This is a genomic window from Ensifer sp. ENS11 (assembly GCF_014851895.1).
Classification (GTDB): Bacteria; Pseudomonadota; Alphaproteobacteria; order Rhizobiales; family Rhizobiaceae; genus Ensifer; species Ensifer canadensis.
Genome location: NZ_JACVAN010000026.1, coordinates 13814 through 27613, shown reverse-complemented (window position 1 = coordinate 27613; position 13800 = coordinate 13814). Strand labels below are relative to the sequence as shown.

Annotated in this window: 14 protein-coding genes; 7 read left to right on the top strand and 7 right to left on the bottom strand. The window is 62.3% G+C overall.

Going from position 1 to position 13800, the window contains the following annotated elements; translation table 11 throughout:
- Positions 1-10 precede the first annotated feature (10 nt).
- From IB264_RS30265 to IB264_RS30250, 4 genes are read right to left on the bottom strand one after another with little or no spacing between them, the layout of a single operon-like run.
- Positions 11-955, bottom strand: coding sequence for an ABC transporter ATP-binding protein (locus tag IB264_RS30265; protein ID WP_192434777.1), 945 nt, complete (start codon positions 953-955; stop codon positions 11-13).
- Complete coding sequence (locus tag IB264_RS30260; RefSeq protein WP_025430801.1) at positions 933-1931, bottom strand: ABC transporter ATP-binding protein; 999 nt, start codon at positions 1929-1931, stop codon at positions 933-935. The genes IB264_RS30265 and IB264_RS30260 overlap by 23 nt, the downstream gene beginning before the upstream one ends.
- A 2-nt stretch (positions 1932-1933) precedes the next feature.
- Positions 1934-2932, bottom strand: a complete 999-nt coding sequence (locus IB264_RS30255; RefSeq protein ID WP_084814791.1) for an ABC transporter permease — start codon at positions 2930-2932, stop codon at positions 1934-1936.
- Positions 2932-3918, bottom strand: a complete 987-nt coding sequence (locus IB264_RS30250; protein WP_192434775.1) for an ABC transporter permease — start codon at positions 3916-3918, stop codon at positions 2932-2934. Before IB264_RS30250 ends, IB264_RS30255 begins: the two co-directional genes overlap by 1 nt.
- 298 nt (positions 3919-4216) lie before the next feature.
- Between IB264_RS30250 and IB264_RS30245 the strand changes: the two genes are divergently transcribed.
- The 7 genes from IB264_RS30245 to IB264_RS30215 are packed head-to-tail and all read left to right on the top strand — an operon-like array spanning position 4217 to position 11657.
- Positions 4217-5257 (top strand): ABC transporter substrate-binding protein, encoded by a 1041-nt coding sequence (locus IB264_RS30245; RefSeq protein ID WP_192434774.1) that lies wholly within the window; start codon positions 4217-4219, stop codon positions 5255-5257.
- A gap of 13 nt (positions 5258-5270) precedes the next feature.
- Positions 5271-6503: an acyl-CoA dehydrogenase family protein gene (locus IB264_RS30240; protein WP_025430805.1), complete on the top strand. Its 1233-nt coding sequence runs from the start codon at positions 5271-5273 to the stop codon at positions 6501-6503.
- Between the two features lie 10 nt (positions 6504-6513).
- Complete coding sequence (locus tag IB264_RS30235) at positions 6514-7548, top strand: ABC transporter substrate-binding protein (protein ID WP_192434772.1); 1035 nt, start codon at positions 6514-6516, stop codon at positions 7546-7548.
- The gene (locus IB264_RS30230) at positions 7545-8423 is read left to right on the top strand and encodes an NmrA family NAD(P)-binding protein (protein WP_192434770.1); all 879 of its coding nucleotides are present in this window, start codon (positions 7545-7547) and stop codon (positions 8421-8423) included. Before IB264_RS30235 ends, IB264_RS30230 begins: the two co-directional genes overlap by 4 nt.
- Entirely contained in the window at positions 8420-9670 is a 1251-nt protein-coding gene (locus tag IB264_RS30225; RefSeq protein ID WP_192434768.1) for an NAD(P)/FAD-dependent oxidoreductase, read from the top strand. Before IB264_RS30230 ends, IB264_RS30225 begins: the two co-directional genes overlap by 4 nt.
- Positions 9671-9689: 19 nt before the next feature.
- The gene (locus IB264_RS30220; RefSeq protein ID WP_192434766.1) at positions 9690-10340 is read left to right on the top strand and encodes an NAD(P)-dependent oxidoreductase; all 651 of its coding nucleotides are present in this window, start codon (positions 9690-9692) and stop codon (positions 10338-10340) included.
- A gap of 15 nt (positions 10341-10355) precedes the next feature.
- A complete protein-coding gene (locus IB264_RS30215) occupies positions 10356-11657 on the top strand; it encodes an NtaA/DmoA family FMN-dependent monooxygenase (RefSeq protein ID WP_192434764.1) in 1302 nt (433 codons plus the stop codon).
- Positions 11658-11841: 184 nt separating this feature from the next.
- Here the strand turns inward: IB264_RS30215 and IB264_RS30210 are convergent, their stop codons facing one another.
- The 3 genes from IB264_RS30210 to IB264_RS30200 form a co-directional block, all read right to left on the bottom strand.
- A complete protein-coding gene (locus IB264_RS30210) occupies positions 11842-12339 on the bottom strand; it encodes a GNAT family N-acetyltransferase (RefSeq protein ID WP_192434762.1) in 498 nt (165 codons plus the stop codon).
- Complete coding sequence (locus IB264_RS30205; protein ID WP_192434760.1) at positions 12336-12632, bottom strand: DUF1778 domain-containing protein; 297 nt, start codon at positions 12630-12632, stop codon at positions 12336-12338. Before IB264_RS30205 ends, IB264_RS30210 begins: the two co-directional genes overlap by 4 nt.
- A gap of 247 nt (positions 12633-12879) precedes the next feature.
- Positions 12880-13797: a LysR substrate-binding domain-containing protein gene (locus IB264_RS30200; RefSeq protein ID WP_192434758.1), complete on the bottom strand. Its 918-nt coding sequence runs from the start codon at positions 13795-13797 to the stop codon at positions 12880-12882.
- Between the last annotated feature and the right edge of the window lie 3 nt (positions 13798-13800).

Sequence of the window (13800 nt, the reverse complement as noted above, 5' to 3'; positions counted from 1 at the left end):
GTTCTCCATTTCAGTTGATGTGGTCCGCAACATGACAGGCCACCTGGTGGCCCGGCTTGATGGAGCGGAATTCGGGCTCGGCGACGCGGCAAAGCTCGGTCGCCAGCGGGCAGCGGGTGTGGAACCGACAGCCCGACGGAATGTTGCTCGGGCTCGGCAGATCGCCGCCGAGCGGAGCGGCCTGTCTCGGCCGCGACGGATCGGGAACGGCACCCATCAGCGCGCGCGTATAGGGATGGCGCGGGTCCGACCAGAGCGTCTCGTTATCGGCACTTTCCACGATCCGGCCGAGATACATCACCAGAACCCGATCGCAGAAGTAGCGCACCACCGACAGGTCGTGGCTGATGAAAAGGTAGGAGAGACCGAACTCCTTCTTCATCTCCACCAAGAGGTTCAGGATCTGTGCCTGGATCGACAGGTCGAGTGCCGAAACGGGCTCGTCGCAGACGATCAGATCCGGATTGAGCAGCAGCGCCCGGGCAATGCCGATCCTCTGCCGCTGGCCGCCTGAGAATTCGTGCGGGTAGCGATTGATGGCATCGGCAGGCAGCCCGACCTTGGCGACGATGCTGGCGACCGTGCGACGGCGCTCCGACCGGCTGCCGGCCTTGTGCACGATCAGCGGCGCTTCCAGGATTTCACCGATTGTGTGTCGCGGATTGAGCGATGCGAACGGGTCCTGGAAGATCATCTGGATCGATTTGCGGACGTTTCTGAGCCGCCCCTGATCCAGTGCGGTGATGTCCTCGCCCTTGAACTCGATCTGCCCCGCGGTCGGATCGACCAGGCGCAGAAGTGTCTTGCCAAGCGTCGACTTGCCGCAACCGCTTTCGCCGACAAGCCCGACGGTCTCGCCACGCTCGACCACGAGATCGACGCCGTCGACCGAACGCAACAAACCGTCGCGGGTCTTGTAATGGGTCTTGAGATCAGAGGCTGAGATGAGCGGCATCGGGGACGGCCTTGAGGGACGAGGTGAACGGGCAGGCAACGAGCCGGTCCGGCGTTTGAGCAATCAAGGGTGGTACCTGATGGCCGCAGCTCGCGCGCGCTTGGCGACAGCGCGGCCTGAAAGGACAGCCGACCTCGCCTGCCGCCGAGACGATCGATCCGGGGATCTCGGTGAGCGGACCGTTCAGATAGTGAAAATCGGTCTTCAGACGCGGCGAGGCCGAAAGCAGCCCGCGTGTATAGGGATGCAGCGGATCGTTGAAGAGATCGCCAGGCAACGCCTGCTCGACCTTGCGGCCGGCATACATGACGACGACCTTGTCGGCCCATTGCGCGACGACGCCGAGGTCGTGGGTGATGAGCACCACCGCCATCTGCAGTTCGCGCCGCAGGGTGTCGAGCAGGTCGAGCACCTGCGCCTGGATCGTCACATCGAGAGCCGTCGTCGGTTCGTCGGCAATCAGCAGTTTCGGTCGGCAGGCAACCGCCATGGCAATCATGACCCGCTGGCGCATGCCGCCCGACAGTTGATGCGGATAGTCGTCGACCCGTTTTTCGGGGGCCGGGATACGCACGAGCTTCAGCAGCTCGATCGCCCGTTCGCGCGCCGCCCTGCCCGAGAGCTTTTCATGCACCTTCAGCACTTCGCCGATCTGCCGGCCGATCGACATGACGGGATTGAGGCTCGTCATCGGTTCCTGGAAGATCATGGCGATCTCGCGCCCGCGCAGGTGGCGCATTTCGCGCGCATCCAGATCCAGGAGGTCCCGGTCGTCAAAGACGATGCGGCCGCTGGTCACTTGTGCTGCGCCCGGCAGCAATTTCATCAGGGCGAGCGCCGTCAGCGATTTGCCCGAACCGGATTCTCCGACGATCGCCAGCGTCTCGCCCGCCCCGACCTCGAAAGACAGATTGCGGACCGGTTCGGCGCGCGGAAAGCCGATGGTGAGGTTTTCGACCTGAAGCAGCGGCGCCATCGTCAACGGTCCTGCGAGAAGCGAGGATTGAGGGCGTCGTTCAGACCGTCCCCGATGAGATTGAGCGCAAGCACGGTGAAGACGATCGCCAGGCCCGGAAGCGCGGTCAGGTACCAGGCGGTTCTGACCAGCTCGCGGCCGGTGCCGATCATCGAGCCCCAGCTCACCACGTTCGGATCGCCGAGGCCCATGAAGGAAAGCGCCGATTCCATCAGGATCGCGGTTGCGACCATGACCGAAGAGGTGACAATGATCGGCGGCAGTGCGTTCGGCAGGATCTCACGGAAGATGATCCGTCCATGGCCAAAGCCGAGGCTGCGTGCGGCCATGACAAAATCCTTTTCACGGATTGCACGGAATTCGGCCCTCGTCAGCCGCGCGACCGTCGGCCAGGAGATGACGGCGATCGCAAGCGTGACGGTGGTTGCCGAAGGTTGGACGATCGCGACCAGAACGACGAGAAGCACGAAGCTCGGCAGGGTCTGGAAGATCTCGATGAGCCTGACCAGGAGGTCGTCGACCCAGCCGCCGAAGTAACCGGCAATCGCACCGACAAAGACGCCGAAGGTGAGACCGAGCGCTGTCGCCATAAGCCCGACGAACAAGGAGATGCGCGAACCGTGCAGGATGCCAGCCAGAACGTCACGCCCAAGAGAATCCGTGCCGAGCGGGAAAGCCGGATCCTGGCCCGGCCAAAGGAACGGTTTTCCGACCATCGACAGGGGGTCGTCCGGATAAAGCACCGGCGCCAGCAGCGCGACGGCGATCACGAACGCGAGAAATGCGGTGCCGAACAGCGCATTGGGGTTGGCGAGAAAGACCTTCAGTGCCCTCCGCCCGTTGGTGAGGGCGACCGCGGCGGTTGGCTGGGAGCGCGCGTCGGGCGCCTTTACGTTGGACCAGGCCGGACGTTCCGGCGCGGTTGCCTGCTCGTTCGTGGCCGGAGCAGCATAGGCGCCGCCCGTGACAGCTGGAAAAGCCCCGAAGTCAGTGGCGGACATCAGCGAGCTCCAATTCGGGGATCGAGCCAGGCGTGGACGAGGTCCACTGCAGCATTGGCGATGATGACGAGAAGAGAGGACAGGAGCAGGATGCCGAGCAGCACGGTGAAATCCCGCCCCATGACCGCCTCAAAGGCAAGTCTGCCGAGACCCGGCCAGCTATAGACCGTCTCCACCACCACCGCCCCGCCGAGCATGCCGCCGATATGCATGCCGGCCATGGTCGTGATCGGGATCAGCGCGTTGCGCAGAATGTGCCTTGCGGTCACCCCAAACGGCGTCAGCCCCTTGGCATAGGCGGTGCGCACGAAATCCTGGTTCTTGACTTCGAGCATGGCGGCACGTGTCAGCCGCGCATAGATCGCGACGTAGAACAGCGCGAGCGACGTCGCCGGCAGCACCATATAGCGCGCCTTGTCGAAGAGCGCCGGGAACCCTTTCAGCTGCGAGCCGATCGTGCCCGCACCGCCGCTCGGCAGCCAGCCGAGCTTGACCGAAAAGAGCACGATCAGCATCAGGCCGATCCAGAAGCTCGGGATCGAGTAGAAAAGCAGCGAGAACACAGACAGCAGCCGGTCGGGGATCCGCCCTGCAAATGTCGCCATCAGCGATCCCAGGAGGACCCCGAGAAGGATCGCGATGAAGAGGGCCACAGCCATCAGGGTCAGCGTTCCCGGCAGGCGCTGGGCGATCAGGTCAGCGACCGGCATTCCGTAGCGCGGGGAAAAGCCGAGGCTGAACTGGGCGAGGTTGCCGAGATAGGTCGCCAGTTGTTCAAGCACCGGGCTGTCCAGCCCGAAGCGGGCTCTGAGCGCAGCGACACTCTCTTCCGTCGCCGATCCCGCCTCGCCTGCCAAAACATCCGCCGCGTCGCCAGGTGCCAACTGCAAAAGGAAGAAATTCAGGATCACAATCCCGAGGATCGTCGGAACCGCCTGCAGAAGCGTTCGTCGAAGCGTTCGCGCAATTCTGATCAGCACCGGCATCGATGTCGCCTCTCCGTTTGGCTGTCCGCCAACAGCGAACCTTCACCTCGGCCTGACCTTTCGCCGTGGATGATTTTTATAGTTGACTAATTACATAGGCTTTGTCAAATCTGTTTTAGTAATTTCACCCTGCGATTGCTCGATTACAGGAACACCATTCCTGCGAATTCGCGCGATCCGCACCATTCTTGGAATACAAATCCGAAATTAGTACGACCCTCGCAATGACAGACCAGGAAGACGCGCTCGAACGAAAAACGCTTCCCGGCACATCCCATCAAAGACAGCGGAGGATCCCGTGACACGCAAGAATGCCATCTCACAAATCTGGTACACCCGCTGCCCCGTGCCGACGCCAGTGGGGCTTGCCACCCAGCTTGGCCTCCTCGACACGGTATTTGCCGCCGAGGGCATCACGCTCAACTCCATTATTGACAGCAAGGATCGCTCCATCCGGTCCAGCCACTTCGATCACCATCTCGACTATTCGTTTCGCCATGGCGGCAATGTCCCGCCGATCCGCGCCCGCTCGGAAGGCAACCCGACGCGGCTCGTCGGCATCACCTGGACGGATGAGTTCCAGGCCATCATCACGCTGCCGGCGACCGGGATCAAAACGACACGCGACCTCGTCGGCCGGCGCTTCGGCATTGCGCGCCGTCCGCCAGGCATCGTCGACTTCATGGCCGCTACGGCGCTGAAAGGCCTTGTTTCCGCTCTTTCGCTCGAAGGGCTCGCACCCTCCGATGTCGAGATCGTCGATATCCCTCTTTCCGAAAGCGTGCTCGACGGTAGCGAGGGGCCGCAGCTCTACGGACTGCGAAACCGACAGGCCTATGGTCCGGAGATCGCCGCGCTGCTGCGTGGCGAGGTGGACGCCATCTATGTCAAAGGCACGCCCGGCATTGCGGTCGCCAATCTCTTCGCGGCCCACACGGTCGTGGAATTCGGCTTCCACCCCGACCCGAAGATCCGCATCAATTCCGGATCCCCACGGGTGCTGACCGTCGATGAACGGCTGGCGGAAGACCGCCCCGATCTCGTCGCCAAGCTGATCGCGACTTTGAAGCAGGCCGGTGCCTGGGCCGAAGAACATCCGGACGAGGTGCGCCGCTTCGTTGCCCGCGAAGTCGGCGCATCGGAAGAGGTCGTGGCTGCGGCCAATGGTCCTGATCTCCACAAACATCTCGGCATCGGCCTCGAACCGGAGCTTGTCGAGGCGATCGGGCACTACAAGGACTTCCTGCATGAATGGGGGTTCCTGGCCACGAACTTCGAGATCGACCAGTGGGTCGACCGCCGTCCCTGGGCAGAGCTAGAAACCCGCGCTGTCGCCTGAACGAGAGAAACCGATGACCGATCCCACACGTTTCGAGCCGGTGATTGCCAGGGCCGAAGAGCTCGGACAACGCTTCGCCCTGACAGCACGTCACTACGATGAAACCGGTGAATTCCCGTTCGCCAATTTCGACGCGCTCCATGAGGCGGGACTGCTAGGCCTGGTAACGGCGCCCGAGCACGGCGGTCTCGGTGGCGGACTGACGGAGGCGCTCTCTGTAATCTCGGCAATTGCCCGTGGTGAGCCCTCAACCGCTCTCGTCCTTTCGATGCACTACAACCAGCACTATTCGGTGCGCACCTCAGGCAAATGGCCGCTGCACCTTGTCGAGCGTGTTACCAGGGCCAACCGCGAGGGCGTGGCGCTGATCAATGCCGCGCAGGTGGAGCCACGCGTCGGTTCGCCGTCGCATGGGTCCTTGCCGGAAACGATTGCCCGACGCGTTGGGGATCAGTGGCGCATTACCGGCCACAAGACTTATGCCACCGGAATTCCGCTGCTGCGCTGGGTGTCGGTTCTTGCGGTGACCGACGAACCCGAACCGCGACTGGGCTCGTTCCTCGTGCCGACATCGGCCGACGGCATTCGCGTCGAAAAGACCTGGAACGCGACGGGCATGCGGGCAACCAACAGCGATGACCTGATCCTCGATGACGTCGCGATCCCGCTGGAGGATGTTCTCGACATCGCACCGGCGAGCGAGGGCCTGAAACGCGACGAGCGCATGGGCGCCTGGTACTTCAGTCTCGTCCCGGCGATCTATGACGGAGCCGCGCGCGGTGCACGCGACTGGCTGATCGACTTCACCACCTCGCGGGCGCCGGCAAGCCTCGGCGCGCCGCTTTCGACCGTTCCCCGCATCCAAGATGGTCTTGGGGAGATCGAGGTCTTGCTGACGGTCAACCGCAGGCTCCTGCGCTCCATCGCCGAAGATTTCGACAGCGGACGCGCCTTTGGCGCTGATGCCGCCGCGGTCAAACACACGGTGATCGCCAACGCAATCACGGTGACGACCCTTGCCCTTGAGCTTGGCGGCAATCCTGGCATCAGCCGTGACAATCCGCTGGAACGTCACCATCGTGACGCGCTCTCCGGCAAGGCGCACGCGCCGCAGAACAACCTCATTCGGACGATGCTCGCCAAAACCGCGTTCAGTCGGCATGCCGCTGCGCCTGCCGTCGCCATCGAGCCGGTACCCGTTCGGCCTCAACAGCAACCTCGTCTTGCCGTTGTCGGCGGCCGCTAGGAGTTCCGTGATGTCATCCCTCTCTTCCGTCTGGTACACGCGCTGCCCCGCCCCGACCCCACTGTCGATCGCCCATCAGCTCGGCTGGATCGACAAACAGTTTCAGAGCGCCGGCGTTGCAGTGCGCTCGATCCGCGACAGCAAAGACCCGTCGGTCCGCCAGAGCCATTTTACCCATGCGCTGGATTACTCGTTCCGGCAAGGCGGCAACATTCCACCGATCTGGGCGCGATCCGGCGGTCGTGAGACACGCGTCGTCGGCATCACCACAACCGACGAGTTCCAGGCGATCATAGCGCTTCCAGGTTCCGGCATTGCTATAGCGGGTGACCTGAAAGGCCGCCGCATCGGTGTGCCGCGCAAGCCCAATTCCGACGTCGTCGACTTCCAGCGGGCCACCGCGTTGAAAGGCATCGTCTCGGCGCTTTCGCTCGACGGCCTCGATCCCGGCGATGTCGAACTCGTCTATCTCGACACTAACGAGGGCAACCTGATCGAACGTGGCAATGCCACCTTTCTGGGCTTGAAGCGCCGATACCCCTATGGCGACGAACTTTTGGCCCTGGCCTCGGGCAAGATCGACGCTTTCTTCGTCAAAGGTGCGGAAGGGATCGTGCTCGCCAATCAGATCGGCGCCGTGGTGGTGGCGGAATTCGGCTTCCATCCGGATCCGAAGATCCGCATCAACAATGGCACGCCAAGACCGCTGACAGTCGACGCCCGCATTCTTGATGAGTATTTCGACCTCGTTGTCGATTTGGTGTCGACCGTTGCCAGTGTCGGCGACTGGGCGGCTTCGAACCCGGATACGGCGGTTCGGTTCATCGCCAACGAGATCGGCGTCGGCGAGGACGCAGTCTGGGCGGCCAATGGCCCGGACGTCCATCGCCATCTCGGATTGGCACTGGACGAAGACCAGGTCGCCGCGTTCGATCACTTCAAGCGCTTCCTTCTCGATTGGGATTTCATCCCTGATGATTTCGATGTCTTCGGCTGGATCGACCGCCGACCACTGGAGGCCGCCTCGCAGCGGTCGGCCGCATGAGCGCCACGCCGATCCTCGTTACCGGCGCCACCGGCAAGCTCGGGCGTCTGGTTGTCGAACGACTGCTCGCGCACGGGCAACCGGTTCGCGTCTTTACCCGACGCCCGGAGACGGCACGTGCCCTGTTCGGCGAAGCTGTCCGGATTGCGGCCGGTGATTTTGGCGACCGCGCCGCACTCGACGCGGCCGTTCGAGGCGTTGGACGCCTCCTTCTGTTGTCCCCCATCAGCACGAGGCTCGTCACGGATCAGATCGCTGTCGCCGATGCTGCCGTCGCCGCAAACGTGGCCCGCATCGTCAAGATATCGGGCTCCGACTGGACGATCGAGCCGCCGGGGAATTCGATCTCCGGCGAAGCGCACGCGGCCGTGGAACGACACTTGAATGGCCTTCCGAACGAGACCGTTTCGCTTCGTCCCAATGCCTGGATGCAGGTCTCGCTCGCCAACACCATCCGGCACGCCATCAAGAACAATCAGGTCGTCGCAGCCAACCTCGACGCCGGCATCGGCTACATCGACGCCCGTGACATTGCCGATGTCGCCGTGCACCAACTCCTGGCCGATCGCGTCCGGGGCCGCACGCTCAACCTCACCGGCCCGGACGTGGTCTCATTCCGTCAGATCGCTTCTCTAGTGACGGCTGCGTTAAAACGGCCGGTTGCTGCACTCGAGAAGCCGCCCCAGACGGTTCCAAAAGATGGTGACTTCGAACACCGCGCCGTTGCGCAATTCGTAAGGTTGATCGCAGCCGGCCACGCCGCGACGACGACCGACGTCGTTCCAACCCTGCTTGGCCGTTCGCCTCGTGCCGTCGCCGACTTCATCCACGAACAAGTGACCGCCGAAACTGCCGTCCCCGAGTACCAGCCATGACCATACCCTTCGTCGACGTTGCCATCATCGGTGGGGGACCGGGTGGTCTCGCCCTGGCGCAAGGCATGAAGAAGAACGGCATAGACACCGCCGTCTTCGAACGCGACCCGGTCCGGTCGGACTATGTGCAGGGTTTTCGCATGCGGATCCGGCAACGGGGTATCGACGCGCTCGGGGCGAACCTGCCGGCTCATCTCTTTCGAGCTTTCCTTGATACGCTTGGGCTTGCGCCGACGGAAAGCCTTGTTCTCGACGAGGCATTCCATCGGCTGGAAAGCGCAAGCCAGGGATCAGGCGAACCCGAGGATACGCATATCGAGAAATCGGTCAGCCGGATCACGCTCCGCCAGATCCTCCTATCCGGGCTAGACGGCATCTTTCACACAGGCAAACGGTTCGAGCGCTACGAGCAGCTTGCCGACGGAACGGTGCTTGCGCATTTCGCCGACGGAACGGCCATACACACCAATCTGCTGGTCGGGGCCGACGGGGCGGGGTCGGCGGTACGTCGCCAACGTCTGCCTGACCTCCAAAGCATCGACACCGGCGTGCGGCGGCTGGCCGGCAAGATCACGATCGACGAGGCGGAACGACAGGCCATCTCGCCGCTTCTCACGGAGTTCAATACCAACATTCGCCCGCGCGACGGCCGCGGCCTAATGATCACCAGCCACCGGGTCGATCCATCCGTCTATGCCCGTTACGACTTTGTCAGTGCAGAAGACCCCGGCCACCGCGACATCCCCGGCTTCCACTTCAACAACTCGACCAGCTACACCTGGTGGAACACGGCCTACGATACCGACGAACTCGGGCCCGACGAGGTGCTTGAATCTCTCGACGGTGAGGCCCTGCTCGAAACGCTCCTTCAGCGCATCGGCCACTGGGACGAGCGCATCCTGAAGCTTATTCGCCACAGCGATCCGTCGACGGTCGCCTTCCTCAAGGTAAAGAGCTCCACGCCCGGCGCGGTCTGGCAAAGCGGTCCGGTGACGCTGCTCGGCGACGCCATCCACGCAATGACCTATTTCCGCGCGCTTGGCGGCAACACCGCCCTCTACGATGCCGGCTTGCTCGTTCGCGAGCTCGTGGCTGCACGGCGCCATGGCAAGCCGGCGCTTGCCGCGGTGAACGACTACGAAAACGCCATGCGCGAACACGGCTACGAAGCCGTGCGGTCGTCACTTTCAGCCATGCAGCGCAATGTCGGCGCCACTCGGCCGCTGAAGGCCATACCTGCCCTCTAGCATCAGGAAAGATTTGATCATGCCCATCGTCGTCTTCGGCGCTTCCGGAAACATCGGCAGCAACATCCGCAAAGAGGCGTTGTCGCGCGGACACCGTGTGACCGCCGTGACCCGCTCCACCGCGCTTGAACCCGCCGAACGCCTGACGGCCCTGAAGGCAGATATCGCCGATCCGGAGGAGGTGGCAAAGATCGTTGCCGGTCACGACGCCGTCATCAGCGCCTATAGTCCTGGCCTGCGCCGCCATTCGGCGGAGGATGCCGCTGATCTCATCGAGAAAGCACATGCCTCCCTTTTCGAAGGTGTCAGCCGTGCGGGCGTCCGTCGTATCATCATCGTCGGCGGTGTTGGAAGCCTGGAGGCAAGCCCCGGCATCGACGTGGTCGACAGCGATTTCTACCCCGCGGACCACAAAGCCCATACCCTGCGCAACCGCGAGATCCTGCGCAGCCTGAAACGCGGCGAGCACGACCTTGACTGGACCTATGTTTCCCCGCCGCTGTCGATCAAGGCCGGGGAGAGGACCGGCCGTTTCAGGCTCGGCGAAGATGCACTGCTGCGCGACGATGCGGGCGAGAGCCGCATCTCCGAAGCCGATTTCGCCATCGCCATTCTCGATGAACTCGACAAGGGACAGTTCATCCGCCGCCGCTTCACTGCGGCCTATTGAAGGACTTTCGTTCGCATGCCCCGTACGCTCAACCTCAATGTCGGCATCAACACGACCGGCTATCTACCGGCCGCCTGGAAGTACCGCAGCGGCAACCGCCACGACATTTACGATCCCGGCTACTACAGACGCCTGACGGAACTCGCTCATCGCGGACTGTTCGACGCCGTGTTCTTCTCCGATCATCCAGCTTTGATGACCGACCCGAACAGCCGGCCATTTCATACCATTGACCCGCTGATCCTGTGTGCGGCGCTCGCCGCGCAGGTGCCTGACATCGGTTTTGTCGCGACGATGTCGTCGACCTACAATTCTCCCTACAATCTCGCCCGCCGGACCCAATCGACGGATATCGTGTCGGGCGGCCGGTTGATCATCAACATCGTCTCGTCCTTCAATCCGAACGTGGCTGCCAATTTCGGCTCAGCACCGTTGCCTCCGCGCAGCGAGCGTTACGCCAAGGCCTCCGAATTCCTCGACGTTGCCAAGAAGCTCTGGGCAAGCTGGGATCCGGCCCGGGAAGGCCATGTGCCCGACGAACGTTTCTGGGATGCCGGGAGCGCGCATGCGATCGACCACGAGGGCGATCATTTCACGGTCAAGGGACCGTTGAACGTTCCCCGCGGCCCGCAAGGCCATCCGGTGATCGCGCAGGCAGGCGCTTCCGAGGGCGGCATCGAGCTCGCGGCCCGCCACGGCGAGATCATCTATTGCAACATCCTCTCCCGCCCGGCCGGCCAGGCCTTCGGCAAGAAGGTCAGGGATCGCGCCACAGCCCTCGGCCGCGACCCCAAGGGCATCCGGATCGTGCCCGGAGTGGTGGTGATCCTCGGCGAGACGAAAGAAGAAGCGTGGCGCAAGCACGAACTCTTCAGCGGCGCCGGCTCGGAGGACGGTCTGATCGCGCGGTTCGTCAAGGAAAACGGCATCGATCCCGCCGGTTTCGATCCGGATGAGGTGCTCAACGCCGATCGCTTCATCCCGGATCCCAACCGTCTACAGGCGGTCGGGATGGGCTTGGGGCTTTCCGATCTGCTGACGCATGAAAAACTGACGGCAAGACAGGTGGTGCGCCGCTCCGAGGGTCATCATCGCCTGCTACTTGGGACTGCAGAAGAGGTGGCGGATGCGCTTATCGATTTGTGGGACGACGGCACCGTCGACGGCTACACGCTTCAGCCGCCACGAGCACCCGACGATATCGAGGAATTCGTGAAGAAGGTCGTCCCGATCCTTCAGGACCGCGGTGTGTATCGCAACCGCTACGAAGAGCGAACTGTGAGGGAGCGCTACGGTTTGCCTTTTCCGGCAGATTGAAGATCCAGGCCTTCGACCTCCCCATCTTCGCGGCCGCCCCCGCGTCATCGCACCGCTCTTTCGGCGAGAGCAATCCGTTCCGGTCGACACCTTATGCGATTCCAGAAGCACAGAACGTGAACATGCCTGACCAACAGGCACGCGCTGACTTCTGCTCTGGAGCAGATTTGTTCCCAAGCTACGGTTAGAAGTTCAGCGCGCTTTTGAGATCTTGCAACCCGACCATCAGCATCATGGGGTCCGATGGCGAAGGCAGGAAGCCAACCGCCTCATAGAAGGCCTGCGCGCTATCGGAAATCGCATGCACCAGCACGCCGCGGATTCCCAGGATTTCTGCAGCATTGAGCAGGCGTAAACCTGCGTCGCGCACCAATGCTCTGCCGATGCCGCGCCCCTGATAGGCCCCATCAATGGCGAGGCGGCCAAGCACGGCAACTGGAATTGGATCTGGCATGTTGCGCCGAAAACGGCCAGGTGCTTCCGGCTGCTTCACCGCGCCGGAGGCGAGTGCGTAATAGGCAATGACGCGGTTTCCCTCACACACGACGAACGTTCGCGATGCGCCGCCTATCTGATTGGTACGGGCGCGGCGACGCAGCCAGTCGTCCAGTTCGGGCACGCCGGAATTAAAATCGGCCAGTTCATGGTGGTCGGCCAGTGGTGTCGGTGCACTGAGAGTCACGCCTCATCCCACGGTGCTTTGGTCGACATAGTGCGCTTCAGGCGCTCATTAGGTTGCACGGGTGCATCGAGCCGGGCAAGGTACTCGGCATAGATTTCGGGGCTGACCGTGAACACGGAACGCTCTAGCAGCACTTCCTCAGCGCGGCGCTCGGAAGCCTCAAGCATGAAATCCGTGCGCGTCTTACCAAGCAGCTCGGCGGCGCGGTCGATCAAGTTGCGTGTCGCAGGCTTGATGCGCATATTTAGTGGCACACTTGCGTCCGGACTTCTACTCGTGCGGGTGGTAGGCATGGGAAACTCCTGTCTGCCCTCATTAGATAGCGTAACGACATCATCTTTACAAGATTCCGTAAAGATGATGTCGTTACAAATTCCGACCCAGGCTTCAGCCGCGTTAGGTTCATTGCACGCTATTCGAACCGCTGAGAGCAGCGCTACCCTCACGTAGGTCGTTCCTAGCACATTGATTTCGTTAGAAACTGACCGATTCTCCATTGGATATTGAGCTCGATGGCGCAGACGAACAACTGTGACGGAATTACGATCTAGGCGACGCGGTCTCCGGACACGATTCTGACAGCCACTCCACCAGATCCGCCACTTTCCTGCGGGCTTCGGCTTGAGCGGGATAGATGGCATAGTAGCCGTAGCCGCTGTCGATGATGCGCGGGAACGGCCTTACCAGTTCCCCGCTCTGCAAGTCTTGTCTTGCGAGATAAAGGTCGCCCATCGTGACGCCGTAGCCGCTTGCGGCTGCCGTCATGGCAAAATCCTGCGTATCGAAGATCTGGTTGCGGGCCGCACGAAAATCGTAGGCGCCCTCCGCCTGCAGCCACAACGTCCAGTCGCTTTGACGCGGGTTGGAGTGCAACAGTACGCAGGACGAGAGGTTATCGAGCGTCGCCGGATCGCCGAGCGTTCCGGCCATGGTGGGTGCACACATCGGCGTCAGTTTTTCCGGAAGCAGCAGAAAAACGTCCATACCGGGCCAATGACCATTACCGTAGGTGATCAGCAGATCGATGTCACCGACCGTGAAAGTCGGGCGGGCAAACCAAGCCGTGTCGATCGTGATATTCAGATCTTCATGCCGACTTTGCAATTCCGGCAGCCGCGGCAGAAGCCACCGCCGGGCAAAGGTCGGGGGCATCCTGATAGTGAGCGACCTGCTCTTCGTTCGCGTCGCCTCGAACGAGTTTCGCAACGAGACGAGCAACCCGTTGACTATCGGCATGATTGCCGCCCCCTGCTCGGTGATGACCACCTTGCGCGTGTGGCGCTCAAACAGACTGCAGCCGAAATAGTGCTCAAGCTGCTGGATCTGGCGGCTGATCGCACTCTGGCTCAAGTTGAGTTCGGTGGCGGCAGCCGTGAAGCTGCCGGTTTCCGCAACGATCGAAAACGTCTGGAGCGTCTGCAAGGGCGGCAAGCGATTTTGTTCGAAAACCGGCTTCAAAGG

What these genes read in the sequence shown, in the direction of transcription:
- IB264_RS30265 (WP_192434777.1), bottom strand. Translation starts at nt 955, where the DNA reads ATGCCGCTCATCTCAGCCTCTGATCTCAAGACCCATTACAAGACCCGC.
- IB264_RS30260 (WP_025430801.1), bottom strand. Translation starts at nt 1,931, where the DNA reads ATGGCGCCGCTGCTTCAGGTCGAAAACCTCACCATCGGCTTTCCGCGC.
- IB264_RS30255 (WP_084814791.1), bottom strand. Translation starts at nt 2,932, where the DNA reads ATGTCCGCCACTGACTTCGGGGCTTTTCCAGCTGTCACGGGCGGCGCC.
- IB264_RS30250 (WP_192434775.1), bottom strand. Translation starts at nt 3,918, where the DNA reads ATGCCGGTGCTGATCAGAATTGCGCGAACGCTTCGACGAACGCTTCTG.
- IB264_RS30240 (WP_025430805.1), top strand. Translation starts at nt 5,271, where the DNA reads ATGACCGATCCCACACGTTTCGAGCCGGTGATTGCCAGGGCCGAAGAG.
- IB264_RS30235 (WP_192434772.1), top strand. Translation starts at nt 6,514, where the DNA reads ATGTCATCCCTCTCTTCCGTCTGGTACACGCGCTGCCCCGCCCCGACC.
- IB264_RS30230 (WP_192434770.1), top strand. Translation starts at nt 7,545, where the DNA reads ATGAGCGCCACGCCGATCCTCGTTACCGGCGCCACCGGCAAGCTCGGG.
- IB264_RS30225 (WP_192434768.1), top strand. Translation starts at nt 8,420, where the DNA reads ATGACCATACCCTTCGTCGACGTTGCCATCATCGGTGGGGGACCGGGT.
- IB264_RS30220 (WP_192434766.1), top strand. Translation starts at nt 9,690, where the DNA reads ATGCCCATCGTCGTCTTCGGCGCTTCCGGAAACATCGGCAGCAACATC.
- IB264_RS30215 (WP_192434764.1), top strand. Translation starts at nt 10,356, where the DNA reads ATGCCCCGTACGCTCAACCTCAATGTCGGCATCAACACGACCGGCTAT.
- IB264_RS30205 (WP_192434760.1), bottom strand. Translation starts at nt 12,632, where the DNA reads ATGCCTACCACCCGCACGAGTAGAAGTCCGGACGCAAGTGTGCCACTA.